The organism is Peribacillus folii (assembly GCF_030271255.1).
Classification (GTDB): Bacteria; Bacillota; Bacilli; order Bacillales; family DSM-1321; genus Peribacillus.
In genome coordinates this window covers 394,810-419,063 of the sequence record NZ_JASJOM010000002.1, presented here as the reverse complement: position 1 = coordinate 419,063, position 24,254 = coordinate 394,810, and the positions used below count along the sequence as shown (strand labels likewise).

26 protein-coding genes are annotated in these 24,254 nt (G+C 42.6%); 24 read left to right on the top strand and 2 right to left on the bottom strand.

The features are described from left to right. Positions 1–144: 144 nt before the first annotated feature. Positions 145–726 carry an ECF transporter S component gene (locus QNI08_RS04675; protein WP_285766265.1) on the top strand — a complete coding sequence of 194 codons (582 nt, stop codon included), beginning with the start codon at positions 145–147 and terminating at the stop codon, positions 724–726. 117 nt (positions 727–843) lie between these two features. On the opposite strand, the gene QNI08_RS04670 is transcribed toward QNI08_RS04675, so the two are convergent. After that, positions 844–1,092 carry a ferredoxin gene (locus QNI08_RS04670; protein WP_285766264.1) on the bottom strand — a complete coding sequence of 83 codons (249 nt, stop codon included), beginning with the start codon at positions 1,090–1,092 and terminating at the stop codon, positions 844–846. Positions 1,093–1,380: 288 nt separating this feature from the next. Between QNI08_RS04670 and QNI08_RS04665 the strand changes: the two genes are divergently transcribed. The 20 genes from QNI08_RS04665 (at position 1,381) to fni (ending at position 20,222) form a co-directional block, all read left to right on the top strand. Then, a complete protein-coding gene (locus QNI08_RS04665) occupies positions 1,381–2,445 on the top strand; it encodes a YpbB family protein (protein ID WP_285766263.1) in 1,065 nt (354 codons plus the stop codon). Then, a complete protein-coding gene (locus QNI08_RS04660; RefSeq protein ID WP_285766262.1) occupies positions 2,442–3,956 on the top strand; it encodes a RecQ family ATP-dependent DNA helicase in 1,515 nt (504 codons plus the stop codon). Before QNI08_RS04665 ends, QNI08_RS04660 begins: the two co-directional genes overlap by 4 nt. Beyond that, positions 3,946–4,572, top strand: coding sequence for a CPBP family intramembrane glutamic endopeptidase (locus tag QNI08_RS04655; protein WP_285766261.1), 627 nt, complete (start codon positions 3,946–3,948; stop codon positions 4,570–4,572). Before QNI08_RS04660 ends, QNI08_RS04655 begins: the two co-directional genes overlap by 11 nt. Then, positions 4,550–5,365 (top strand): LysM peptidoglycan-binding domain-containing protein, encoded by an 816-nt coding sequence (locus QNI08_RS04650; RefSeq protein ID WP_285766260.1) that lies wholly within the window; start codon positions 4,550–4,552, stop codon positions 5,363–5,365. The genes QNI08_RS04655 and QNI08_RS04650 overlap by 23 nt, the downstream gene beginning before the upstream one ends. A gap of 130 nt (positions 5,366–5,495) precedes the next feature. Continuing rightward, complete coding sequence (locus QNI08_RS04645) at positions 5,496–5,954, top strand: YpbF family protein (protein WP_285766259.1); 459 nt, start codon at positions 5,496–5,498, stop codon at positions 5,952–5,954. A 95-nt stretch (positions 5,955–6,049) separates the two neighbouring features. Next, positions 6,050–6,865, top strand: a complete 816-nt coding sequence (locus QNI08_RS04640) for a metallophosphoesterase (RefSeq protein WP_285766334.1) — start codon at positions 6,050–6,052, stop codon at positions 6,863–6,865. Positions 6,866–6,964: 99 nt separating this feature from the next. Next, positions 6,965–7,855 carry a MerR family transcriptional regulator gene (locus QNI08_RS04635; protein WP_285766258.1) on the top strand — a complete coding sequence of 297 codons (891 nt, stop codon included), beginning with the start codon at positions 6,965–6,967 and terminating at the stop codon, positions 7,853–7,855. Positions 7,856–7,922: 67 nt separating this feature from the next. Further along, entirely contained in the window at positions 7,923–8,498 is a 576-nt protein-coding gene (locus QNI08_RS04630; protein WP_285766257.1) for a genetic competence negative regulator, read from the top strand. A gap of 257 nt (positions 8,499–8,755) precedes the next feature. Then, entirely contained in the window at positions 8,756–10,033 is a 1,278-nt protein-coding gene (locus tag QNI08_RS04625; RefSeq protein WP_285766256.1) for a Glu/Leu/Phe/Val family dehydrogenase, read from the top strand. A 147-nt stretch (positions 10,034–10,180) separates the two neighbouring features. Continuing rightward, positions 10,181–11,155 carry a YpdA family putative bacillithiol disulfide reductase gene (locus QNI08_RS04620; protein WP_285766255.1) on the top strand — a complete coding sequence of 325 codons (975 nt, stop codon included), beginning with the start codon at positions 10,181–10,183 and terminating at the stop codon, positions 11,153–11,155. A gap of 18 nt (positions 11,156–11,173) precedes the next feature. Next, entirely contained in the window at positions 11,174–12,139 is a 966-nt protein-coding gene (locus QNI08_RS04615; RefSeq protein ID WP_285766254.1) for an asparaginase, read from the top strand. Positions 12,140–12,237: 98 nt separating this feature from the next. Then, entirely contained in the window at positions 12,238–12,924 is a 687-nt protein-coding gene (gene prsW / locus QNI08_RS04610; protein WP_285766253.1) for a glutamic-type intramembrane protease PrsW, read from the top strand. A 126-nt stretch (positions 12,925–13,050) separates the two neighbouring features. Then, positions 13,051–13,902, top strand: coding sequence for a spore cortex-lytic enzyme (gene sleB, locus QNI08_RS04605; protein ID WP_285766252.1), 852 nt, complete (start codon positions 13,051–13,053; stop codon positions 13,900–13,902). A gap of 14 nt (positions 13,903–13,916) precedes the next feature. Further along, a complete protein-coding gene (gene ypeB / locus QNI08_RS04600; protein ID WP_285766251.1) occupies positions 13,917–15,275 on the top strand; it encodes a germination protein YpeB in 1,359 nt (452 codons plus the stop codon). 173 nt (positions 15,276–15,448) lie between these two features. Beyond that, positions 15,449–16,108, top strand: a complete 660-nt coding sequence (locus QNI08_RS04595) for a flagellar brake protein (protein WP_285766250.1) — start codon at positions 15,449–15,451, stop codon at positions 16,106–16,108. 67 nt (positions 16,109–16,175) lie between these two features. Then, positions 16,176–16,361 (top strand): YpfB family protein, encoded by a 186-nt coding sequence (locus QNI08_RS04590; protein WP_285766249.1) that lies wholly within the window; start codon positions 16,176–16,178, stop codon positions 16,359–16,361. Between the two features lie 179 nt (positions 16,362–16,540). Beyond that, on the top strand, positions 16,541–17,215 hold the full coding sequence (gene cmk, locus QNI08_RS04585; protein WP_285766248.1) for a (d)CMP kinase: 675 nt from the start codon (positions 16,541–16,543) through the stop codon (positions 17,213–17,215). After that, a complete protein-coding gene (locus QNI08_RS04580; RefSeq protein WP_285766247.1) occupies positions 17,212–17,799 on the top strand; it encodes a lysophospholipid acyltransferase family protein in 588 nt (195 codons plus the stop codon). The genes cmk and QNI08_RS04580 overlap by 4 nt, the downstream gene beginning before the upstream one ends. 214 nt (positions 17,800–18,013) lie before the next feature. Beyond that, positions 18,014–19,156 carry a 30S ribosomal protein S1 gene (gene rpsA, locus QNI08_RS04575; RefSeq protein ID WP_285766246.1) on the top strand — a complete coding sequence of 381 codons (1,143 nt, stop codon included), beginning with the start codon at positions 18,014–18,016 and terminating at the stop codon, positions 19,154–19,156. Positions 19,157–19,175: 19 nt separating this feature from the next. Further along, on the top strand, positions 19,176–20,222 hold the full coding sequence (fni, locus tag QNI08_RS04570; protein WP_285766245.1) for a type 2 isopentenyl-diphosphate Delta-isomerase: 1,047 nt from the start codon (positions 19,176–19,178) through the stop codon (positions 20,220–20,222). A gap of 71 nt (positions 20,223–20,293) precedes the next feature. Here the strand turns inward: fni and QNI08_RS04565 are convergent, their stop codons facing one another. Beyond that, positions 20,294–20,425 (bottom strand): YpzI family protein, encoded by a 132-nt coding sequence (locus QNI08_RS04565; protein WP_285766244.1) that lies wholly within the window; start codon positions 20,423–20,425, stop codon positions 20,294–20,296. A 133-nt stretch (positions 20,426–20,558) separates the two neighbouring features. Between QNI08_RS04565 and QNI08_RS04560 the strand changes: the two genes are divergently transcribed. The 3 genes from QNI08_RS04560 to QNI08_RS04550 all read left to right on the top strand — a co-directional run bounded on the left by QNI08_RS04560 (position 20,559) and on the right by QNI08_RS04550 (position 24,030). After that, the gene (locus QNI08_RS04560) at positions 20,559–21,179 is read left to right on the top strand and encodes a YphA family membrane protein (RefSeq protein WP_285766243.1); all 621 of its coding nucleotides are present in this window, start codon (positions 20,559–20,561) and stop codon (positions 21,177–21,179) included. 477 nt (positions 21,180–21,656) lie between these two features. After that, entirely contained in the window at positions 21,657–22,967 is a 1,311-nt protein-coding gene (der, locus tag QNI08_RS04555; RefSeq protein ID WP_285766242.1) for a ribosome biogenesis GTPase Der, read from the top strand. 16 nt (positions 22,968–22,983) lie between these two features. Further along, on the top strand, positions 22,984–24,030 hold the full coding sequence (locus QNI08_RS04550) for an NAD(P)H-dependent glycerol-3-phosphate dehydrogenase (protein ID WP_285766241.1): 1,047 nt from the start codon (positions 22,984–22,986) through the stop codon (positions 24,028–24,030). Positions 24,031–24,254 lie beyond the last annotated feature (224 nt).

Genomic DNA, 24,254 nt, shown 5'->3' with positions numbered 1-24,254 from the left:
TCATTTGCTGAACGTTTGTTTGATGTAACCTTTAATTTATCCCTTTAATTCAATCGGAATTAAAGGTTTTTTTATGGAACGTCAACATGCGGATGGAACCCAAACCTCTTTTTCAGGTAGATCGGAAAAGAAGGAGAGAGAACTATGAAAAAGAACAAAGTGAGAAAAACGGTGACATTGGCCATGATGGGGAGCATTTCGTATTTATTGATGCTATTGAATTTCCCGTTTCCTGGATTCCCGCCATTTCTTAATGTAGATTTTAGTGACATTCCCGCATTGATGGCAGCCTTGATTTTCGGTCCGATGGCCGGAATTCTCGTTGAATTCATCAAAAACCTCTTGGATTTAATCATGACAGGTTCACTAACAGCGGTACCGGTTGGGCATATCGCTAACTTCATTGCTGGAATATTGTTCGTTTTGCCAACTTACTGTGTGTTCAAAAAGCTCAATTCAAAAAAAGGGATGACGTTCGCTTTGCTTGCGGGCACCGTTTCCATGGCGGTAGTCATGAGTGTCCTGAACTATTTCGTTTTCTTACCGGCATACACCTTCTTCATGGGCTGGGATGCCATGTCGGCAACGGAATCAAGGCAGCTCGTAACGGCTGCAATCCTGCCTTTCAATATCATAAAGGGTGTTCTTATCACCGCAGTATTCATGCTGCTGTTCATTAAATTGCAGACATGGATCAATAAGCAAACATTATTTAAAAATGCTTAAAGGGCATTGACGATATGAATATAAAAAAACCGGATAGGGATATCCGGTTTTTTCGTTTTCCCAAAAGGAGAAGCAGTGCAAAAAAAAGCCATTCTCGTTTGAAAATGGCTTGTACTGTTATTCGAATTTCAGTGCGTCCCCGTCAAAGGCCTCGTCGGAAACTTTAATGGAATCCGTTGGACATCCTTCAAATGCATCCATCATGTCATCTATAAGTACATCCGGGATTTCCACGATCCCCTCGTTATCGTCAAGGGTGACAAAAGCGATCCCTTCGTCATCATAATCATATATATCCGGTGCTGCTGCTCCACAAGCCCCGCATGCGATGCATGTTTCTTTATCCACAATCGTAAATTTAGCCATGAATATAACCCCTCCTAAGTTGTTTAACAACTGATAATCTTTTTATCCAGATTATTATCTCTTTCTTATTGTAAGACCCAATGCCGAACTTTTCAATAGAAAGTGTATTGAGAATAACTATCATAGAGCGGAATGTCAATGGAAACATTCCATGATTTCATTTTAATCCTGCCTTATTTCGTCATATAGTCACGAATTCTTCCTTATATCAAACAATAAAAAAGGCGACTTTTGCAGTTTTTTGTTACAATAGGGTTAATGGATCGATGAAATAAGGATGTGAGTCCCATGAATAATTATCTACAGGCAATCATTCTATATGCGATAAAAAAATTTCAAGGCGAGCGTTCCATTTATGCTATATACCATATGCTGCAGGGGAAGAAGTCGTCACAAACGATTCAGGATGCCCATTTATTCGGATTAACGAATATATTTGGGACGATGCCTGTTTTTACCCGCCAGCAATTAAATCAAAACATAGAACAATTCCTTAGAGATGGCTTCATTGATCTAACGGATAAAACCGATGCATATGAAGTTAGCCAAGCTGGTGAGGAAGCACTGGCCCGTTATTTGCTGGATAAGCCATTTCCAACCTATCTAAATGGCTGGAAATACCAAAATATCGCCCCCGTGTTCTGGGGCAGGGTAAGTTTACTCATTCAAACCATATCCCATATTGTCCACAATGAAAGACGTTTTTATCCGATACAGCGAAGCCCTAAGTTACAATATTTCGTTAAGGAATTCCTACATACCAATCGTCAGGACCGAAGCTTGATCGCGAGGCAGATATATGAAGAATTGGTTTCGCTATTGGAGTCCCAAAGTGATTTGAAAAGGGATATATTCATCCTCAAATTAACGGGTGTGAACAGGATTGGTCTAACCTTCGATCAGATTGCCAAAAGGAAAGAGGCGGAAGAAGAATATGTGCGATTCCTGTTTTTTGACTCGTTGCACCAATTGCTTGCTGAATTGGGTGATGGAGCCGATCATCCGCTTTTGGCATCGTTGACAAATGAGTGGAAAAGGGGAGGTAACCCTCATTTGACCCAATCGACACAAACCACTTTGCAATATTTGCAGGAAGGAAGAAGCATGAGCGAAATAGCTGAAATCCGCCGCTTGAAACAAAATACTATAGAAGATCATCTCGTCGAGATTGTTCTATCCGATAAACGTTTCCCGATAGCCGATTATGTATCGAGCGACGATGAACGTGAAATTGCAGCCGCAATTACGGAACTTGGCACAAAAAAGCTAAAGGCAATCAAGCAGATGGTCGATAATAAGCAAATAAGCTTTTTTCAGATCAGGCTTGTGCTCGCGAAAATGGGTGACCAATGATGAATATAGAGCATTTCCTTAAAAATAAATTCGGCTTTGATGAATTCCGTCCAGGACAAAAAGAAGTAATAGAATCCTTGTTGTCCGGCCGCCATACATTGGCAATGCTGCCCACCGGATCTGGGAAATCCTTATGCTATCAGCTGCCTGCATATCTTCTGAATAAGACTATCCTGATCGTCTCCCCGCTATTGTCATTGATGCAGGATCAGGCAGATCAGTTGAAAATGAATGGTGAAAAAAGCGTTTTGACACTCAATTCTTTTTTGACGCTGAACCAAAAAAGGAAGGCGTTCGATCGGTTATATAGTTACCGGTTTATCTTTCTATCCCCTGAGATGCTTAGCCTTGACGGGGTGATTCAAGCTTTGAAATCAATTGACATAGGGTTGTTCGTCATAGATGAAGCGCACTGCATCTCGCAATGGGGATATGATTTCCGTCCGGATTATTTGAATTTAGGCGAAGTGAGGCAGAAGTTGAACAATCCGCTGACGCTGGCCCTGACAGCAACGGCAACTGATGAAGTCAGGCAGGATATCGTAAGTAAACTTAACATCGGACAGGCAGCGGAAATCGTTTCATCCGTTGACCGTGAAAATATTACGATCCTAATTGAACGTGTGCACACCTACGAAGAGAAGCAATTGCGCGTATTGGAGCTAGTCAGGCAATTCACCGGCAGCGGAATCATTTATTTTTCATCTAAAAAAATGGCCGAGGCAGTTACAGTGTTTTTACAGGAAAATGGTATGGAGAGTGTCAATTATTATCATGGCGGGATGGAGCAGGAACAAAGGATGCTGATCCAGCAGCAATTCATTTCCGGCCAGTTGAAAGTGATCTGTGCAACAAGCGCCTTCGGGATGGGCGTGAACAAAGCGGATGTCAGATATGTCATCCATTTTCATATGCCATCTGCAATGGAAGCATACCTTCAGGAAATAGGCAGAGCTGGACGGGACAGGCAGCAAAGCGTGGCCGTTTTATTATATAGTGATGGCGATGAGGGACTGCCCCTGCATTTGATGGAGCAACAATTGCCTACCGATGCCCAGCTTGAAGGGGTTTGTTCGTACCTGGGTTCCTCAGGCTTGACACTAGCCCATTCCACCGTTCCTGAAAAAGAACTGCTGTGCCAAGCCTATTCCTTGAACGAAATCCAGCTTCGTTTTTTCACACAGTTCATTCCAGCGGATGAAAATCCGTTACACCAAGTGACGCAGATGAAGGCATATTGCCGGGAGAGAAAGAATGCGAATCAAGAAAAGCTATATAAATTCCTGAATTGGATTCATGCAAAGGAATGCCGGCGCATAGGGGTGCTGGGTTACTTTGACGAAAAGCAGCAAGCACTAAACCCGCAATGCTGTGACCAATGTGGAATGGATGCGCAAAAAATGGAGGATGTATGGCCAGAAGTCGAGATTGATCAGATTAACTCCAATTTCACATGGAAAGAGGAACTGGCTTTCATTTTATTAAAAAAGGACAATGGGAATGAAGAATAAGCAGGCTGAATTAATTAAAGAAATGACGGATAAACAGTTGCTCTATAATTTGTTTCTTACGCAAATTATTCTCTTAACGTTAGCATTATTTTTGGGTATTATTTTATTTGAAGACCGTTCTGCATTTTTTGACTTATTTAGCTTCAATGACCTAAATATTTTGCTGGTCGGGGTTCCAGCTGGAGTCCTTGTAGTGGTGCTGGATATGATCTTGATGAAAGTTACCCCGCCTTCCTATCAGGATGATGGCGGAATTAATGAACGCATTTTCAGCCATTTGCCATATTCGATGATTTTTGTCGTTGCAGCTGTGGTTGCCGTTAGTGAAGAGCTATTATTTCGCGGAGTGCTGCAAACCCATCTCGGTTTGCTTTGGACGAGCATCATTTTTGCAGCCGTTCATTATCGTTACTTGTTTAATTGGTTCTTATTTTTAAATGTATTGGTTTTAAGCTTTTTTATCGGTTTTTTGTACGAATGGACCGATAATATCCTCGTGACGATCATGGCCCATTTTTTGATTGACTTTATTCTTGGGGTTTTAATTAGGAACAAAAAGCAAAAAGAGTTAAGCAAGAAGGGGGGTGACTTGAATGAATCGAGTGCAAAAGAGTGACAAGGAAAATGATCAGGCGGGTGAACTTCGTTCGCGGGTTGAACGCCACAAAGCAAAGTCAATGCCTAAGCGCAGTAAAACTCACCAAAATAAAAAGAAAAAAAGTAAAAAGAAGTTTAAATTCCCGATCATCAAGGCATTAGCATTGTTTTTCATTTTGCTACCAATCGGTTTTTACAGCCTTTATTCATATATCCAGAAATTACCTGTCCAGGATCCGAAAACTGACCAAATCGTTATTGAAAATGGTGAGGATGCAAAGGAAACGATTCCGACTACAGCAACTGCAAAGGATTTAAAGGGCAATGATGAAAAAGAACCGTCGAAGTCCGAAGCGAAGAAAGAGAAAGAAGAAGCAAAGGTAAAGGCGGAAGCAGAGGAGCGAAAGCGGAAGGCAGAGGAACAGGAGCAAGCTAAGAAAAAGGCCGAAGCGAAGGCTAAAGCCGAACAAGAAGCAAAAGAGAAGGCTAAAGCCGAGCAGGTGGCTAAAGAGAAGGCCCAAGCTCAGCAGGAGGCCGATGAAAAGGCGAGGGCTCAGCAGCTGGCAGACGAAAAAGCCAAGCAGGAAGCGGCAGAAAAGAAGAAGGCAGCCCAAAGCGTTCAAGCCGCAAAGCCTGACAAGGATGAATATAAGGTAGTCCTACATACTGTACAAGCACAGGAGACCCTGTTCCGGATTTCAATGAATTATTACAAATCCCAGGAAGGCATTGCTCTTATTAGAGAGTGGAACGGACTGAATGGGAATGAAATATCCAAAGGTCAGGTTTTGAAAATTCCGCTAAAGAAATAATGATCGCACCTTGCCATATTGGCAGGGTGTTATTTGTTGGACCCACTTTTTAATAGGAGGCTTGGGGCATTATCATTTTTTCCTGGACAGCCTCATATCATGTTTTAAGAGTGTGAAGGAGGAATACAGAATGGAATCGACTATCATTTTATTGGATGAGAAGACGGACCAAGCAACAAAGCAAATGTTGCAAAATGTCGTGGATCGAAAAAAAAAGTTCGAGGCTCTTAAAAGGAAGCATCTTAAAAGCTTGTGGGCGGCCATGATTGTTGCCGCTTTTCTTTTCATGTACCTTTATTTTTATGTTGTTGTTCCTTATTCCTATTCATTTTTCATGATGTTTAGTGTTTTCGTCGACCATTTCAGCCATTTTCTATTCTTGGCTGCAGCCATGGGGCTGTATGGATATATGATAATGATTAAGAAGAAGCTTGATAAGGCGGAAAAAGAATTTCAGCTGCTTCGCTGTGAAATCATTAATAAAAGCAAGCAATTATGGGAAAAAGAGGATGAATGGAAAAGCCGCCACAAGGTTTTTGAAATGATGAAGAAAAATTTTGATATCAATTTATATCACGAAAATAAATGAGGATGTGTTAAAAGATATATAATTGCGGGTATTAGGATTTTATGGTTACATGAAGGTATCTATAGGCTTAGGATGGAAAGAAGGTATAACGATTGATGTTATGGCTGGCTGTATTATTTTTTAGCATGATTGTGCTGGTTTTTGTCATGGTATTTTACATGTGGCGAACGGCAAATCAAGATAGGCTTATTTTTCAAGATTTATATTTCAACGATTTCCCAGAAGGATTTGGCGACATACGGATATTTTTCATATCTGATTTACATCGGCGCATCATTTCCGATCAATTGATTGAAGGCGCTCGTGGCAGTGTCGATTTGGTCATCATCGGCGGAGATATAAGGGAAGGCGGGGTTCCGCTTGAGCGAGTGGAGAATAACCTTTTGAAATTGAAAGAACTTGGCCCCCTTTATTTTGTATGGGGAAATAATGATTATGAAGGAGATTACCATGCATTGGATGCTACTCTTCTGAAACACGGAGTGAAAATCCTTGATAATACAGCTGTTTCATTTGAATCTCCAACAGGCAGTGAAATTGCAATTTTGGGAATCGATGATATCACGGAAGAAAGGGATAGGCTGGACCTTGCCCTTTCCGATTGCGGGAATGAGCCATTCAGGATTTTGGTGAGCCATAATCCCTTGATCAAGGAACAGCTCACTCCCGAACACCGCATCAGCCTTGTGCTGGCAGGTCATACCCACGGCGGACAAATCCGGATATTGGGCTACGGACCCTATCAGCTTGGCGGCATAAAAAAAGAGGGAAATTGTTTGTATATGACGAGCAATGGTTACGGGACAAGCGCTGTGCCCTTGAGACTGGAGGCAAGGCCTGAAACACATCTCTTCACCTTGAAGAGGGGAAAACGGACGGAAATGGGCGAAGCGGTGGTGAAGACCTATTGACGGCTTTATCCGGCGAGCATATCGGGATTTTACAGTCGGAAGAGAATCCACTATAATTTCAATAAATGAACACACAGCTAATGGAGGACTAGTAAAACCATGCAAGAAGGTAAATATAATATAAAGGCAGTCTCGAACCTGTTAAACATTCAGCCAGGCACTCTAAGGGCATGGGAAAGGCGTTATAAATTCATCGAACCTGTCAGAAATGAGTCAGGTCATAGGCTGTATACAGAAAAACATCTGCGAACCCTTAAATGGCTCATCAACAAAACGAATCAAGGCTTCACGATTAGCCAAGCCGTTTCTCTTCTAGAAAGTACCGGGACTGAAGAAAGTGGATTAACGGACAACCGGAAGGATGTGCGTGGGGGCAAGCTATCCGAAGACTTAATTGAAGCTTTATTGAATTTCGATGAAAACACAGCTCAAATGCTGATTAGCCAAGCCTTCAGTATGTTTACCATCGAACATACGATAGTGGAGGTCCTTGGTTCGATACTGGTCCAAATAGGCGATAAGTGGGAGAATGGGGAAATCACCTCTGCTCATGAACATTTTGCGTCGAACATTTTAAAAGCTAGGATCAGTTCGGTCATGCATACGATACCGACCAATGGTTTTCTTCCAAAAGCGCTAGCTGTTTGCGCGCCAGGTGAAAAGCATGAGTTCGGTCTGTTGATCTTCACCATTTTTTTGAAGCAGAGGGGATACGAAACCGTTTATTTGGGCGAATCCATCGCCGATAATGATCTTTTTACCGTATTGGATATCATAAAGCCTCGATATCTATTCATGTCTTGCTCCCTGCAAGAAAACATTGATGCGACACTGAAGCTTGTTGAAGCGTTAAAAAGCGACTTCCCGGAAGTGAAGGTAGGTCTTGGCGGAGCGGCACTGAGCCTGATAACCGAAGATAAGCAGACAGACTTCAGCGGTGTATTGATGGGTGACACGCAATCGGAATGGGAGGAATGGCTGAAGGTTTAATGGATATGCACCCTGAGACCAAGGCTTCATATGATGTATGAAGATGGTAACCAGGGGGCATTTTTTTATGAAGCTGGAGCGATTAACCAATAATAAAATCAAGATTTTTTTGACCCTTGATGATTTGATTGATAGAGGTATCACAAAAGAAGATATTTTAGGGAATTCTTTAAAGGTCCACAAGTTATTTCAGGATATGGTCGAAGAAGCGTGCGAAGAACTCAGCTTTAAAATGAGTGGTTCCATTGCGATTGAAATATTTTCCCTGCCAGCCCAAGGACTGATCATCATCGTGACGAAGGATGAAGAAGAATTATTGACCGATGAGGAAGAGTTCTTGGATTTACAGGTGAAAATCGACGATTCCCCCCATATTTTGTATGTTTTCGATGAGTTCGAGGATATTATCCAATTATCTCATAGATTATCCGTGCAGGGCTTACTGAAAAGTACCCTTTATCATTATGAGGGCAGGTATTATTTACTTATCGAAAAAGTCAAAGATACGACCTATGATATGGTCATTTCCTTAGCTGCCGAGTATGGCCATGCTTCAACGCTCACTCTGTGCCGCATCAATGAATATGGAACATGCATTGTTGAAGCTGAAGCGATTCAAGTTTTGATTTCCCACTTTGGTTAACTGCCAAAAAAAGGAGGTAATTAAGGCACATCGGCAAAAAACATGCGGTTTGCCTTAATTGCCTCACCTTCTCAGATGAAGAATCGAATGGGAAAATAATTGTCATGATAACGGTTTCATTTTTTGAATATTTCCAACTTTTAATTTCCCGTTTTTACTCTTGCATAAATATAACGAAGGTGTATACTAGCCATGAAGAGGACTATTTGTTTATTATATTTTAATATATGGATGAGATTTTCTAGGAGGTACTTTTAATGGAATCGGCAAAAGGCAATAGCCATGTAAATGAAGAAGAAAAACATGACGTACTGAGGTCCACCCAAACTGTCATACATAAAGCTTTGGATAAGCTTGGTTACCCGGAGGAAGTTTATGAGCTATTGAAGGAGCCATTGCGTTTATTAACGGTGAAAATGCCAATACGCATGGATGATGGCACGGTAAAAATCTTCACGGGTTACAGGGCACAGCATAATGATGCTGTAGGGCCAACAAAGGGCGGCATCCGTTTCCATCCAAATGTAACGGAACGCGAAGTGAAAGCATTATCCATCTGGATGAGTTTGAAATGTGGCATCGTGGATTTGCCATATGGTGGAGGTAAGGGCGGTATCGTTTGTGATCCTCGTAATATGTCCTTCCGTGAATTGGAAAGACTAAGCCGGGGCTATGTTCGCGCAATCAGCCAAATTGTCGGGCCGACTAAAGATATCCCGGCACCGGATGTTTTTACGAATTCACAAATCATGGCTTGGATGATGGATGAATACAGCCGCATGGACGAATTCAACTCACCAGGGTTCATTACAGGCAAACCTCTTGTCCTTGGCGGTTCACATGGACGTGAATCTGCAACGGCCAAAGGGGTGACGATTTGCATTAATGAAGCTGCCAAGAAGCGCGGCATCGATATCAAAGGAGCACGCGTCGTCATTCAAGGTTTTGGTAATGCGGGCAGCTTCTTAGCCAAATTCATGCATGATGCCGGTGCTAAGGTAATCGGGATTTCAGATGCATATGGAGCCCTTCATGATCCTGAAGGTCTTGATATCGATTATCTTCTTGACCGGAGGGATAGCTTCGGGACCGTAACCAAATTGTTTAAAAGTACCATTTCGAATAAAGAGCTGCTTGAACTGGAATGTGATATTTTAGTCCCCGCTGCAATCGAAAACCAGATAACCGAAGAAAATGCTGCAGATATCAAAGCTTCAATCGTGGTCGAGGCAGCAAATGGTCCTACGACCATCGAAGCGACACAAATCCTAACGGATCGCGGCATCCTGCTTGTTCCTGATGTACTGGCTTCCGCTGGCGGAGTGACGGTTTCATATTTCGAGTGGGTACAAAACAATCAAGGCTATTACTGGTCTGAAGAAGAAGTAGACGAAAAACTAGAAAAAATCCTAGTAAAATCTTTCAATAACATTTATGAACTTGCACAATCAAGACGTGTCGATATGCGCCTTGCAGCCTATATGATCGGTGTAAGGAAAATGGCTGAAGCATCACGCTTCCGCGGCTGGATCTAAAGGCTCCAATCAGGCAAGCGTTATCACGTAATCATGTTCATTGCTTTATCATTGAAATGATTTGTAAAAACTCCTATCATGTATTGATAGGAGTTTTTATTTTAGATGAACGAATTAGACAGTGTATGAAAGGCAGTGGAGTGTACAATGAATGTTGAAGAAGTCATTATCATAGGTGGAGGCCCTTGTGGGTTGGCTGCAGCCATCGCGCTTAAAGACGCGGGAATACAGGCCCTGATCATTGAAAAAGGCAATGTGGTGGATTCGATTTATCGTTACCCTACACATCAAACCTTTTTCAGCTCAAGCGAGAAGTTGGAAATAGGAGATACCGCTTTTATCATTGAAAACCGGAAGCCTGTCCGCAGTCAAGCGATGGCCTATTATCGGGAGGTTGTCAGAAGGAAAGATTTGCGTGTCAATACATTCGAAAAAGTGGAAAGGGTGGCGAAACGGGAAGATGGGAAATTTTCCATCAGCACATCCAAGGGCGACTATACAGCCTTGCAGGTGATTGTTGCAACAGGATACTATGATCATCCCAATTATATGTGCATTCCCGGTGAACAGCTTCCGAAGGTATTTCACTATTTTAAGGAAGGCCACCCTTATTTTAATTGTGATGTTGCAGTGATCGGCGGTAAAAACTCAAGTGTGGATGCGGCGCTGGAGTTGGTTAAATCCGGTGCAAGAGTGACGGTGCTATATAGGGGAACCGAGTATTCCACAAGTATTAAACCGTGGATACTCCCGGAATTCGAAGCATTGGTCCGCAACGGAACAATCACGATGGAATTCAATGCGAACGTCGACAGAATCACGGAAGATCATGTCATATACCATATAGGCGAAGAGGAAAAGGCGATCAAAAATGATTTTGTGTTTGCAATGACTGGTTACCATCCTGACCACTCCTTTTTAACTTCAATGGGCATTAATATTGATATGGGGACGGGAAGGCCAGCTTACGACGAGGAAACGATGGAGACGAACGTTCAAGGCGTCTATATTGCCGGAGTTATTGCAGCGGGAAATAATGCAAACGAAATCTTCATAGAAAACGGCAGGTTCCATGGAGGATTGATTGCCGATCATATAATCAAAAAAAGAGAAACTGAATGAAAAGGAGCCTACAAGAGCATGGAAAAAATATCATTAATCACGACAGGCGGGACCATTGCCAGTAAGGAAACGACAAACGGGATGTTGGCTTCTGGTGCAATAAGCGGGCAGGAGTTGGCTTCTACCTGCGAATTACCTAACGATATTGAAGTTAAAGTGGTGGACCTTTTTCAGATTTCGAGCATGTCCATGTCCTTCGGGAGAATGGAACAGCTAAGACTTGCCATCCAAAAGGAGCTGGAGGATCCGGGAGTGACCGGGATCGTCGTGACGCATGGTACCGATACATTGGAGGAGACGGCCTATTTCCTAGACATCACGATTAACGATCGTCGTCCGATCGTAGTAACCGGATCACAGCGCTCCCCAAAGGAAGTCGGAACGGATGTATATTCGAATTTAAGAAATTCGATATTATGCGCTGCAAGTGAGCTTCTCAAGGATGTAGGGGTGGTTGTCGTATTTAACGAGCGGATTTATTCCGCAAAATATGTGAAAAAAGTGCATGCCTCCAATTTGCAAGGGTTCGAATCTTTTGGGTACGGCTACTTGGGCATCATTGATAATGATGTTGTCAGCATCTATCAAAAACCTTTACATAGGGAACATTATGAGATTCAAAATCAGATCCCGAGAGTGGATATCATCAAGTGCCATACAGGAGCCGATGGGCTTTTTATCGAGGCAGCGGTCAATAAGGGTGCAAGGGGGATCGTCCTTGAAGGTGTGGGAAGGGGACAGGTTACGCCGGAAATGGTGAATGCGATACAAGCAGCGATCGATCAAGGAATAACGATTGTCATGACTACTAGTGCTGAAGAAGGAAAGGTGTATCCGGCCTATGATTATGAAGGCAGTGCCTTTGATTTGAAGCAGCGCGGCGTGATTTTGGGTGCGGATTATGACAGCAAGAAGGCCAGGATCAAGTTGGCTGTCGTGTTGGCTGGTGAAAATGCAGTGGATGAAACCTTCTTTAAGTACTGACGCGTTAAAATAAATGCTGGAAGACTGGATTCTTGGATTCAGTTTTCCCGCATTCCATGGTACGATTAAGGAAAAGAAGAGGAAAAGAGGGTCAGCTAATGCTGGTCATGATGTCTGCGGCTATTGCGCCAGGATTGGCGCTTCTCAGCTATTTCTATTTGAAGGATCAATATGAAACCGAGCCGATATCGGTTGTGGTCAAAACATTTTTATTCGGCGTCTTTCTCGTTTTGCCGATCATGTTCATACAGTATGTGCTTGAAACGGAGCATATTTTGAATACGGACTTAGCAAATGCATTTTTATGGGCAGCCTTGCTTGAGGAATTCTTCAAATGGTTCATTCTCATTTATGTTATTTATCAGCATGTAGCCTTCGATGAGCCATATGACGGGATTGTGTACGGTGCGGCTGTATCGCTTGGATTTGCGACGATGGAGAATATTTTGTATTTGCTGGCTAATGGCGTGGAGCATGCTTTTATCAGGGCCGTGCTTCCTGTATCCAGTCATGCCTTGTTCGGTGTCATTATGGGGTACTATTTGGGTAAGGCGAAATTCTCAGCCTCCAATAATAGATTGTATTTATCATTGGCACTGATCGTCCCGATATCATTACATGGGGTGTACGACTATATTTTAGTCTCCCAGAAATTTTGGATATACTTCATTATGCCATTCATGATCTACCTTTGGTGGTTAGGGATGAAAAAGGTGAAGAAAGCCCGGTTATTATCCGATTTCCATGCGGAAAAACTATCCCGGAATCAATTTATCAGCAAATGACGAATATCATCAAGACGGAGTGTTGGCATATTTTGCCCGCTCCGTTTTTTTTATGGATTGGAATAAAAAAGACAGGTAAGAAGAAAATAGAATTACATTAATTCAAGAAAAAGAGGAGTGTTTTTGATGAAAGGAATTTCGTCAAAATGGAAATGGCTTTTGCTGTTTTCGTGTATAACAATAGGTTTCGGAATTTACCCGGAAACAAGAACAAATGCCTTTTCGAGCCAAATCATTCAAAAAGGTGCGGTTGGAGATGATGTAATCGAACTTCAGGCACGCTTGCAAAACATCGGTTATTATCATGGAAAGATTGATGGGGTCTATGGTTGGGGTACATATTGGGCGCTCCGGAACTTTCAGCAAGATTTCGGGCTGCCGATCGATGGCCTAGCAGGAACCACGACCAAACAAAAGCTGGCGAATGCTTCCAATTTCAATAGCCGATTCGTCCATGAACAGATTAATAAAGGGAACGAGTTCACTTATTACGGCGGAGTTGATATTGAAAAGCAGGTAAAGGTGAAAAGCAACGCGAATGAATCCAAGTCAGGCGGAGGCAGCGCCAATACAGGCAAGGCCCCTGCAAAGCCAGGGACTTCGGCCAATCTTCCTGGAGGGTATTCGCAGAATGATATACAACTCATGGCCAATGCCGTCTATGGGGAAGCGCGCGGCGAGCCGTATACAGGTCAGGTGGCAGTTGCGGCGGTCATTTTAAACAGGGTGGAAAGTGCCGCTTTCCCTAACTCCATTTCAGGCGTGATTTTTGAACCTGGAGCCTTTACGGCTGTTGCCGATGGACAAATATGGCTGACCCCGAACGAACGGGCAAAAGAAGCTGTCGTGGATGCCATCAACGGATGGGACCCGAGCGGCAATGCCGAATATTATTTTAATCCTGAAACGGCAACAAGCAAATGGATTTGGTCCAGACCGCAAATCAAAAAAATCGGAAAACATATCTTTTGTAAGTAAAGAGGTGAAGGTAGATGATCAGGAATATAGTGATTGCCCTGCTTGTTATAGGTGTCGGAGGAACTGCATTCTGGGGCTATCAGGAACATAAGGAAAAAAACGCTATCTTAATCAATGCGGAGAACACATATCAACGAGCCTTTCATGATTTAAGCTACCAAGTGGACTTATTACACGATAAGGTCGGCAGTACACTGGCGATGAATTCACGATACTCATTAAGCCCAGCCTTGACGGATGTGTGGCGGATCACTTCCGAAGCCCAAAGCGATGTCGGGCAGCTGCCATTGACGCTGCTTCCTTTTAACAAGACGGAAGAATTTTTATCGAAAATTGCTGATTTTAGTTATAGAACAGCTGTACGTGACCTGGAAAAGGAACCGCTGAATGATCAGGAATATTCGACTCTACAATCCTTGTATGCACAGGCAGGAGATATCCAGGGCGAATTGAGGAAGGTGCAATATTTAGTCCTCAAAAACCATTTAAGATGGATGGATGTCGAAATGGCCTTAGCGACCGGAAAGGAAAATTCCGATAACACGATCATTGATGGATTAAAGACGGTGGAGAAAAAAGTGTCAGGGTATGGGGAAGCGGACGAAATGAACCCGACATTCACTTCATCCCAACAAAGGGATGAGAACTTCAAGAATTTGCCTGGTAAGACGATAACGAAAAAAGAAGCGATCGAGACGGCGAAAAGATATGCGCATTCAAAAAGCAGCGGAAATGTGGAAGTCAAAGCCGAGGAAAACGGAAAAGGCTCTGATTATGGATTTTATAGTGTCAGTATCCTCAATAAAGAGTCAAATAGTGAATTGAACATGGATTTGACAAAAAAAGGCGGATACCCTATTTGGTATATCAATAATAGGGATGTGAACGAAACCAAGATTGACTTGAACCAAGCGTATACAAAAGCGGTGGAATTCTTAAAAGAGCACGACTTCAGTTCGCTTGAACTTTTTGAAAGTGCCCAATATGATAATATCGGTTTGCTGAATTTCGTCTCATCCGAGAATGGGGTTAAGGTTTATCCCGATTCAGTCAAGGTGAAGATCGCATTGGATGACGGGTCCGTAATCGGTTTCTCAGCTGATGAGTACTTAAAGTCACATAAAACGAGAGAAATCGGAACACCGAAAATACCAGTGAAAGAAGCAAGGGAAAAAATCAATCATAATGTGAAGATCATGGAAGAGGGCAAAGCGCTGATTATTAATGATCTCGGCAAAGAAGTTTTATGTTATGAATTCCTAGGAACAATTAAAGAAGATACATACCGTATTTTCATTAATGCCGATACTGGGCAAGAGGAAAAAGTGGAAAAACTAAAGAATTCTGAGCCGGTTTACGAAAATTTAATCTAGCCTTCCATAAGATTCATATAGGAATGGGGAAATGTGCCTAGTCACTTTCCCTTTTTCTCATTTCATGACATAATAATAGAAACGATCCTTGGAATAAATGGGAAGATTGGTGGGTAATGGGGTGGGGGGTGTCCCAGTTACCTTAGTGGTTATCATAAAGGAAGTGGAACGCAATGATTAAAATAGGTGATATATTAATGCTCGAACAGAAATACGCTGCCCAAACGGAAAAATTCAAATGTATGGTTGTCGAAATGGAAGGCGGATTTGTCTATATAGATTTTCCCATTCATTTAGAAACCGGTAAAATTGCGTTCATGATGGACGGAACCCAGCTTAACGTCACGTTTTCCAATGAGGAGCAGGCAGTATATGTGTTCGATTCTGAGGTGCTGGGAAAAGTGAAAGGCAGAATACCGATGATACAGCTGTCGCTGCCACCTATGGATACTTTTGTGAAAATCCAACGGAGGCAGTACGTGCGATTGGATGTGACTCTTGATGCAGCCCTTCATCCGGAGCATGCCGAGTTTGCACCATTTCGTGCATTAACGGAGGATATCAGTGCCGGCGGAGCGTCCATAAGGCTTTTAAAAGGGGCGACCATCCAATCAGCCTCACAGTTATACCTTTGGCTTGCACTTACGCTGAAATCGGGGGAAATCCATTATCTGCGCTTAAAAAGCAAAGTCATCCGAGTTACGGAGAAGGATCATGGCAATATGCTTTTGCATGTTCAATTTCTTGAGCCAACGAAAAATGATGTACAAACATTAATGCGATTCATTTTTGAAAAGCAGGTCGATTTAAAGAAAAAAGGGCTGTATGTTTGATAGGGTTGAATGAAAAACGGTATTTCCATCCATACTGCTAATATAGTCAGTATGGAAGGGGCGGAGCATGAAAACATTTGAAAGAATATTAATTAAAGTGATTCTCATCCAACTTGCATGCTTATTCTTATTTCAGTTCCTATTGAGCAGGGAGGACCAAATCTTTGATTTGACCAAGCTCTCGAGATATGAAGGGGTTACTAGCAATAATTATACGAAAATCATTGAAACGTTCAATGGTACCTCAAAATAAAGCGGTGATCCGCTTTTTTTTGTATGAAGATTTTCGATAATGGAAAACTATTGGGAACGGGATGGTTCTAAACGGAATTTGATCGGACTCTTCCTTTTATTAATGATTTTCCTGCTAGTTGTGATAAAATGAAAAGGTAATAAATAATCAGCATGATTGTAGGATTCTTGGGAGGATTTATGGAAAAAAAAATATCAGTTGCAATCGATGGGCCAGCTGCTGCTGGAAAAAGCACGGTTGCTAAAATTGTTGCAGAAAAATTCAATTACATATATGTGGATACAGGCGCTATGTACCGGGCCCTTACCTTTAAGGCGCTTGATCAGCAAATTCGCCTCAATGATGAACAAGCCCTTTTTGGAGTGCTCATCGATACAGAAATCGAATTAAGGCCAAGTGAAAATGGCCAGCTGGTGTTCTTGGATAACGAGGATGTGACAGCCCAAATCAGAAATAATGAAGTGACTTCATCTGTATCGGAAGTTGCAAAGCACCGGAGCATTCGCGAAGAAATGGTGCGCAGGCAGCAAATCTTTGGTGAGAATGGCGGCGTCGTCATGGATGGAAGGGATATTGGCACACATGTGCTGCCAAACGCTGAAGTGAAGGTCTTCCTGATTGCATCTGTTGATGAGAGGGCCCAACGGAGACACCAGGAAAACCTTGTGAAAGGTTTTCCATCGGATATTGAAAAGCTTAGGGAAGAAATCGCAACAAGGGATAAGCTGGACTCCGAACGTGAGGTATCGCCCCTTAAAAAGGCTACGGATGCGATCGAAATCGATACGACTTCCTTATCGATTCAAGAGGTCGCCGAAAGTATCATGTCTTTAATAGAAGAGAGGAAAAGATGAATTTGGATTTTTACACATTTGCCAAAAACGTTGTAAAAGGCGTTTTAACACCTGCTTATAGGGTTAAAACCTTAGGAAGGGGGCATTTCCCTAAAGAGGGCGGTGTCTTGATCTGTGCCAATCACATTGATAATTTTGATCCGCCCGTAGTTGGCATGACCTCGCCTCGCGATATCCATTTCATGGCGAAGGAGGAGTTGTTTCAAGCCCCTGTTTTAAAGGGTATATTACCCAAGGTGAATGCCTTTCCCGTCAAGCGGGGCAACAGTGACCGGGAATCGCTTAGAAAGGGCTTGAAGCTTCTGAAGGAAGGCAAGGTCCTTGGGCTATTTCCAGAGGGAACAAGAAGTAAAACCGGCGAATTGGGAGAAGGTATGGCGGGTGCTGGATTTTTCGCACTGAGATCTGATGCCGTAATCATACCTTGTGCAATCATCGGGCCATATAAGTTTTTACGGCCGTTGAAGGTAGTTTACGGTCCTCCCATCCCTTTTAACGAGTATCGTGAACAGAAAATTTCAGCAGATGAAGCAACCAAGATCATCATGGACCATATCGGGAATTTGATTTCCGAGCATAAATAGTCCTTCTTACTTGACAATTTTCCTATTTTGTTAGAATTTATAAAATAGGGGGTAATGTTCCTTATTCGCGATGAAAAGGAATATAACCTGATTATTCTAAAAAAACTGTTTTTATCTTTATGAGGTAAGTGTTTTTATTGAACCACTTAAATAAAATATGTGGCCGATGAAGAGGAAGATTGCTGATCAGTCATGGGTTAAGGAGGAGTTAGTAATGACAGAAGATATGAACCAGGTAGAAGTGAACAATTACAATGTTGGGGATCAAGTGAAAGCAACCGTTTCAAAGGTAGAAGAAAAGCAGGTCATCGTCGATGTTGAAAACAGCAAATCCGATGGAATCATTCCTATCAGTGAGCTGTCCAGCCTTCATGTCGAAAAGGCATCTGATGCCGTTTCGGAAGGGGATGTATTGGAGCTTGAAGTTATTAAGGTGGAAGAAGAAGCTCTCATTCTATCAAAACGTAAAATCGATGCGCTAAAAGCATGGGATGATCTGGAACTGAAGTTTGAAAATGGTGACGTATTTGAGGCTGAAGTGAAAGATGTCGTCAAAGGCGGACTTGTTGTGGATCTAGGCGTACGTGGTTTCGTTCCGGCTTCTTTAGTAGAAGACTATTTCGTTGAAGATTTTTCTGATTACAAAAACAAAACTTTAACATTCAAGATTGTTGAGCTTGAGAAAGACAAGAATCGTTTGATTCTCTCGCATCGTGCAGTCGTCCAAGACCAAAAGGAAAAACAAAAGGCCAACGTTCTCGATAGTCTTGAAACGGGTCAGGTGCTCGATGGCGTTGTCCAAAGAATCACTGATTTTGGGGCATTCGTCGATATTGGCGGTGTGGATGGACTTGTCCATATTTCCCAGCTTTCCCATCAGCATGTCGACAAAGCATCCGACGTTGTTTCCGAAGGAGATAACGTGCAAGTGAAAGTGCTATCCATTGATCGTGATAATGAGAGGATTTCGCTTTCCATCAAGGATACCCTTCCAGGACCGTGGGCTGGCATCTCAGAAAAGGCAGCAAAAGGCTCCACTCAAGAGGGAGTAGTCAAGCGCCTTGTTACATTCGGTGCATTTGTGGAGATTTTTCCTGGGGTAGAAGGGCTTGTGCATATTTCCCAAATCTCGCATAAACATATTGCTACACCGCAGGAAGTGCTGAAAGAAGGTCAATCCGTCGAGGTGAAGGTCCTGGACGTCAATGAAGGGGAACAGCGTTTATCATTAAGCATTAAAGAACTTGAAGAACCTCAAACCTCTAATTACAACACATCGAATTATGAACTTCCTGAAGAGTCAAAGGGTTTTCAGCTTGGTGAAATGATTGGCGATCAATTGAAAAAACTAAAATAAGATAATAATGGTGATAGCCTTGGAGAGAGAAAAACGAAAATTGGATCATATCGAATTTGCACTAAAAACAGGTCAGCAGCATAAAACCGGACTAGAAGACATTTCGTTTATTCACCAAAGCTTACCAGAAATTTCTTTGAATAATGTGAACCTCAAAGCAAAAATTGGCGAACTTGAACTAAGTTCGCCAATTTTTATAAATGCCATGACCGGAGGCGGGGGCGCCGAAACGGAAAAGTTGAATGGTGACCTTGCCATAGCTGCCAGGGAAACGGGAATTGCCATGGCGGTAGGTTCACAGATGGCTGCGATCAAGGATCCTCGCCAGCAGGCATCCTTCAAAGTGGTTAGACAGGAGAATCCTGATGGTGTGCTTATCAGCAATCTCGGCGGTGAAGCAACTGTAGACCAAGCGAAGCGAGCGAGCGACATGATAGAGGCTAATGCCTTACAAATTCACATCAATACGATTCAGGAACTGACGATGCCAGAAGGGGACAGGGACTTTGCCGGTACCCTGTCCAGGATAGAAAAAATAACGAGCAGCATCGGAATTCCTGTCATCGTGAAAGAAGTCGGTTTCGGAATGAGCATGGAAACGGTGAAGCAATTGCTTTGCGTTGGTGTTTCAATCGTTGATGTAGGCGGTTTTGGAGGCACGAATTTTGCTAAAATCGAGAATGAAAGGCGAGCGAAGGTCCTTGGTTATTTTAACGAATGGGGGATACCGACAGCTGCTTCGATCGTTGAAGCGGTCAGGGCTTCACCTGATCTTTCAGTAATTGGATCCGGCGGCATCCGGAATTCTCTCGAAATTACAAAAAGCCTTGCTTTAGGAGCGAAAGGTGTCGGTTTGGCCGGACATTTTCTAAAGTTGCATAAAGAATTGGGTCTTGTACAACTAATGAAAGAAATAAGCTACATACATGATGATTTAAAAATCATCATGACCGCACTAGGTTGCCGCAATATCGGCGAATTAAGGAAATCGAAAATCCTTATTTCAGGAAAAACCTACCATTGGCTGACGCAGCGGGGAATTGATTGCTCCGTATATGCAAGATGATATCACTTCATAGAAAGAAGCATCTCAATAAGGCTTGGACATTGAGATGCTTCTTTGCATTCATTAAGGGCTTAGCTGTTCCTTTTTCGTGCCGCTTCCGGACTTTCCATACTTGTTGCCCCTTTATGCTCCAAGGATTGATCCCTATCGGATTCCACCCGTTTACTTTGTTTCAGCTTCTTCTCCTGCCGATCTTTACCCATTTTTCCACCTCCTTGATTAAATAATGACCGAACTGAATGATGTACGAACGAATGCAGCGCCCCATTATTTGCCGATCATTACGTTTATTCTCTAAATAAACGAGCCATAATGGATCCTAAAGGGGGGGACTGCATGGAGGGAATATTGTTTTATTGGATGTCATGGATAGTTTGGGTTATTGTCATGTTTTTTATTCAGAAAACGGTACCATATCGATTTGATTTTTTGTTTCACCTGTTGGCCGTCATGATATTAGCGGGGTATAAATTGGAGATTTCCTTGCTTTCCGTGCATTTGAGTGGCATTTACCTATTCTTCATACTGTGTGTGTATATCAGGGAGCATTCGTTTTTAAAAATCTTGGAACTCATTAGCGGCTGTCTTATCGTTACACTCGCTTATGCTAGTTTCCAGCTTTTTGCGTTGCTTGATCCGATATGGCTTTTTATTAAACCTTCCTATCTATTGTGCCTCTTTCTGAATTATCTTATCTTATTACTTTTTAAAAATTGGAAACATCGCTTGTTAACCCTTTTAATTGGCTTGATATTAGGAGATATTGTTTATTCGATTTTACTGGTTTATCATTCTTTGCCATATGTGGCCCTTACTTACGCTTGGCATGATGATGCAGCATTGATTCTCGGGGCAAATATACTATGGCGGATGTTGGAGCTTGTTGGACATTATATTTATTTAGCATCCCAATCAAAATTCTTATCGAAACAAAGAAAAGAGAATTTTAATCAGTAAAGATTGAAAGCAGGGGGAGAGAGGAAACCCTTTCCCGTGTTTCATTCGCTTGGAGCCGTTTAATGGAGTTATTTGGAATGGGAGGCTTTTATTTATACAATCATTGTTGATTGGCGCGAAATTTGGTACTATAGGGTAGTTAGAGGTCTGTAGATAAATCGTAAAGTGCTCTAAACAATGAATAAGGAAGCACATGCACGAGAGCTTTCTTCAATTTTTTGGGCTGTAAATAATCATGTTTTAGCATGGCAGCGGTTCATGGGGAAAATAGTGAACGGACTTGCCTGTAAATCCTTGATGCGTTTAACTGTTCATCAGTTGTGCATGTAGTCCTGATGGAAGTTTCCTTTATATGATGATGGATACAGTCTTTTCCTTGATTAGGAAATAATGAAAAACAATAATGCATGTGCAATGCGTGCATTCATGAATTTCGTGACTTTGACAGAGATATGGTAGCAGAAAGGGTGAATAGCAATGCCAAAACCGGTAATTGCGATTGTCGGTCGTCCGAACGTAGGTAAATCGACGATCTTTAATAGAATAGTGGGGGAACGGGTTTCGATTGTCGAAGACGTCCCGGGAGTGACACGTGATCGGATATATAGTTCTGGTGAATGGTTGACACATGATTTTAATATAATTGATACAGGCGGAATCGATATTGGTGATGAGCCGTTCCTGGAGCAAATTCGCCAGCAGGCTGAAATCGCCATCGATGAGGCTGATGTGATCATCTTCATGACGAATGGACGTGAAGGGGTTACGGCTGCTGATGAAGAAGTGGCCAAGATCCTTTATAAATCCAAAAAGCCGGTCGTTCTTGCGGTTAATAAAGTCGATAACCCGGAAATGAGAGACCAAATCTATGATTTCTATGCGTTGGGCTTTGGGGATCCATTCCCGATTTCCGGGTCACACGGACTTGGACTTGGCGATTTGCTGGATGAAGCTGCAAAGCACTTCCCTAACTTCAGCGGTCAGGACTATGGTGATGATGTCATTAAATTCAGCTTGATCGGAAGGCCCAATGTAGGCAAATCATCATTGGTCAACGCTTTGCTTGGGGAAGAACGTGTCATCGTCAGTGAAATTGAGGGTACGACGCGTGATGCGATCGATTCTCCTTATAAGTATAACGGCAAAGAGTATGTCATCATTGATACCGCTGGAATGAGGAAAAAAGGAAAGGTGTATGAAAGTACGGAAAAATACAGCGTCCTTCGTGCGTTAAGGGCAATTGAACGCTCAGACGTCGTTCTGGTGGTATTGAACGCCGAAGAAGGCATCCGCGAGCAGGATAAAAAAATTGCCGGATATGCCCATGAAGCGGGCAGGGCGGTCATCATTGTTGTTAATAAATGGGATGCCATCGAGAAAGATGAAAAGACAATGAAGGAGTTTGAAGAAAAAATCCGTGCCCACTTCCTATTCCTTGATTATGCGCCGATCATCTATTTATCCGCCTTGACCAAAAAGCGGACACATACATTGATTCCGGTCATCGATCAGGCTAGTGAAAACCATGCTGTGCGAGTTCAGACTAATGTGCTGAATGAAGTGGTCATGGATGCCGTGGCGATGAACCCTACACCAACCCATAATGGAAACCGTTTGAAAATATACTATACGACCCAGGTAGCGATCAAGCCGCCTACCTTCGTTGTATTCGTAAATGATCCTGAGTTATTGCATTTCTCCTATGAAAGATTTTTAGAGAATCGAATCAGGGATGCCTTCGGTTTTGAAGGAACTCCGATCAGGATTTTTGGACGCCAAAGAAAATAGTAAAGGAAGTCATATAATGGTGAAAGCAAAAGAAAGTATTGCAGTCATTGGTGCAGGTAGCTGGGGAACTGCTTTAGCGATGGTATTGGCTGATAACGAGCATGAAGTAAGGTTATGGGGACATAACCCGAAGCAAATCGAAGAAATAAATCAACATCATACCAATGAAAAATACCTGCCTGGAATTGAATTGCCTAAAGAAATCAAAGGCTATTCTTCCATCAAAGAGGCATTGGCCGGTATAGAAATGATCGTATTGGCTGTGCCGACCAAAGCTTACCGTGAAGTGCTTGGGCAAATCGAAGCCGCTCATGATGTACCATTGACGGTCGTTCATGTAAGTAAGGGGATCGAACCTGACTCGCTGCTGCGCATTTCTGAAATGATTGAGGATGTTTCTTCCCCGGATTGGCTTAAGAATATCGTGGTTCTTTCAGGACCGAGTCATGCGGAAGAAGTCAGCCTGCGTCACCCTACGACCGTTGCCGTCTCTTCAAAAAATATGAAGGCGGCTGAAAAGGCTCAGGACATCTTCATCAACAATAATTTCCGCGTCTATACGAACCCGGATTTGATTGGTGTTGAAATTGGCGGGGCATTGAAGAACATTATCGCTTTGGCTTCAGGAATTACCGACGGGTTGGGCTATGGTGATAATGCAAAGGCTGCGTTAATGACCCGTGGTTTAGCTGAAATCTCCCGTTTAGGAGTGGCCATGGGTGCCAATCCACTGACTTTTTCAGGATTAGCCGGTATCGGTGATTTGATCGTCACATGTACAAGCGTTCATTCCCGAAACTGGAGAGCAGGAAATATGCTTGGTAAAGGGAAAAAACTGGAAGAAGTGTTGGAGAACATGGGGATGGTAGTTGAAGGCGTCAGAACCACAAAAGCCGCTTACCAGCTAGCCCGGAAATACGAAGTCAATATGCCGATCACGGAAGCCTTGTATCACGTTTTATTCAATGGGGAAGAAGTGAAAAAGGCAGTTGACCTTTTGATGAATCGTTCAAAAACGAATGAAATGGAAGAGCTCTACAATATATTGGATAGCAGGCAGTAGGATTTATCCTCATTTTCCGCTTCCATAAAAGAATTTCAATAAATTAGGCATTCGATGATGCGTCTTGCCACTCATTAGCATACAATGCAACGAAAGTAAACTAGTAATTTGACCTCGGCACGGGGGATTTAGTCAAATGAGCAGAAGATATTTTAGTATCTTCTGCTTTTTTTGTGTGGAAAAAGATTTGTGGAATTATGTATCATTGAATAGTTTATTCACGT

Excerpts from the sequence above, each read along its gene's own strand:
- QNI08_RS04675 (WP_285766265.1), top strand. The coding sequence starts at position 145 with ATGAAAAAGAACAAAGTGAGAAAAACGGTGACATTGGCCATGATGGGG.
- QNI08_RS04670 (WP_285766264.1), bottom strand. The coding sequence starts at position 1,092 with ATGGCTAAATTTACGATTGTGGATAAAGAAACATGCATCGCATGCGGG.
- QNI08_RS04665 (WP_285766263.1), top strand. The coding sequence starts at position 1,381 with ATGAATAATTATCTACAGGCAATCATTCTATATGCGATAAAAAAATTT.
- QNI08_RS04660 (WP_285766262.1), top strand. The coding sequence starts at position 2,442 with ATGATGAATATAGAGCATTTCCTTAAAAATAAATTCGGCTTTGATGAA.
- QNI08_RS04655 (WP_285766261.1), top strand. The coding sequence starts at position 3,946 with ATGAAGAATAAGCAGGCTGAATTAATTAAAGAAATGACGGATAAACAG.
- QNI08_RS04650 (WP_285766260.1), top strand. The coding sequence starts at position 4,550 with ATGAATCGAGTGCAAAAGAGTGACAAGGAAAATGATCAGGCGGGTGAA.
- QNI08_RS04645 (WP_285766259.1), top strand. The coding sequence starts at position 5,496 with ATGGAATCGACTATCATTTTATTGGATGAGAAGACGGACCAAGCAACA.
- QNI08_RS04640 (WP_285766334.1), top strand. The coding sequence starts at position 6,050 with ATGTTATGGCTGGCTGTATTATTTTTTAGCATGATTGTGCTGGTTTTT.
- QNI08_RS04635 (WP_285766258.1), top strand. The coding sequence starts at position 6,965 with ATGCAAGAAGGTAAATATAATATAAAGGCAGTCTCGAACCTGTTAAAC.
- QNI08_RS04630 (WP_285766257.1), top strand. The coding sequence starts at position 7,923 with ATGAAGCTGGAGCGATTAACCAATAATAAAATCAAGATTTTTTTGACC.
- QNI08_RS04625 (WP_285766256.1), top strand. The coding sequence starts at position 8,756 with ATGGAATCGGCAAAAGGCAATAGCCATGTAAATGAAGAAGAAAAACAT.
- QNI08_RS04620 (WP_285766255.1), top strand. The coding sequence starts at position 10,181 with ATGAATGTTGAAGAAGTCATTATCATAGGTGGAGGCCCTTGTGGGTTG.
- QNI08_RS04615 (WP_285766254.1), top strand. The coding sequence starts at position 11,174 with ATGGAAAAAATATCATTAATCACGACAGGCGGGACCATTGCCAGTAAG.
- prsW (WP_285766253.1), top strand. The coding sequence starts at position 12,238 with ATGCTGGTCATGATGTCTGCGGCTATTGCGCCAGGATTGGCGCTTCTC.
- sleB (WP_285766252.1), top strand. The coding sequence starts at position 13,051 with ATGAAAGGAATTTCGTCAAAATGGAAATGGCTTTTGCTGTTTTCGTGT.
- ypeB (WP_285766251.1), top strand. The coding sequence starts at position 13,917 with ATGATCAGGAATATAGTGATTGCCCTGCTTGTTATAGGTGTCGGAGGA.
- QNI08_RS04595 (WP_285766250.1), top strand. The coding sequence starts at position 15,449 with ATGATTAAAATAGGTGATATATTAATGCTCGAACAGAAATACGCTGCC.
- QNI08_RS04590 (WP_285766249.1), top strand. The coding sequence starts at position 16,176 with ATGAAAACATTTGAAAGAATATTAATTAAAGTGATTCTCATCCAACTT.
- cmk (WP_285766248.1), top strand. The coding sequence starts at position 16,541 with ATGGAAAAAAAAATATCAGTTGCAATCGATGGGCCAGCTGCTGCTGGA.
- QNI08_RS04580 (WP_285766247.1), top strand. The coding sequence starts at position 17,212 with ATGAATTTGGATTTTTACACATTTGCCAAAAACGTTGTAAAAGGCGTT.
- rpsA (WP_285766246.1), top strand. The coding sequence starts at position 18,014 with ATGACAGAAGATATGAACCAGGTAGAAGTGAACAATTACAATGTTGGG.
- QNI08_RS04565 (WP_285766244.1), bottom strand. The coding sequence starts at position 20,425 with ATGGGTAAAGATCGGCAGGAGAAGAAGCTGAAACAAAGTAAACGGGTG.
- QNI08_RS04560 (WP_285766243.1), top strand. The coding sequence starts at position 20,559 with ATGGAGGGAATATTGTTTTATTGGATGTCATGGATAGTTTGGGTTATT.
- der (WP_285766242.1), top strand. The coding sequence starts at position 21,657 with ATGCCAAAACCGGTAATTGCGATTGTCGGTCGTCCGAACGTAGGTAAA.
- QNI08_RS04550 (WP_285766241.1), top strand. The coding sequence starts at position 22,984 with ATGGTGAAAGCAAAAGAAAGTATTGCAGTCATTGGTGCAGGTAGCTGG.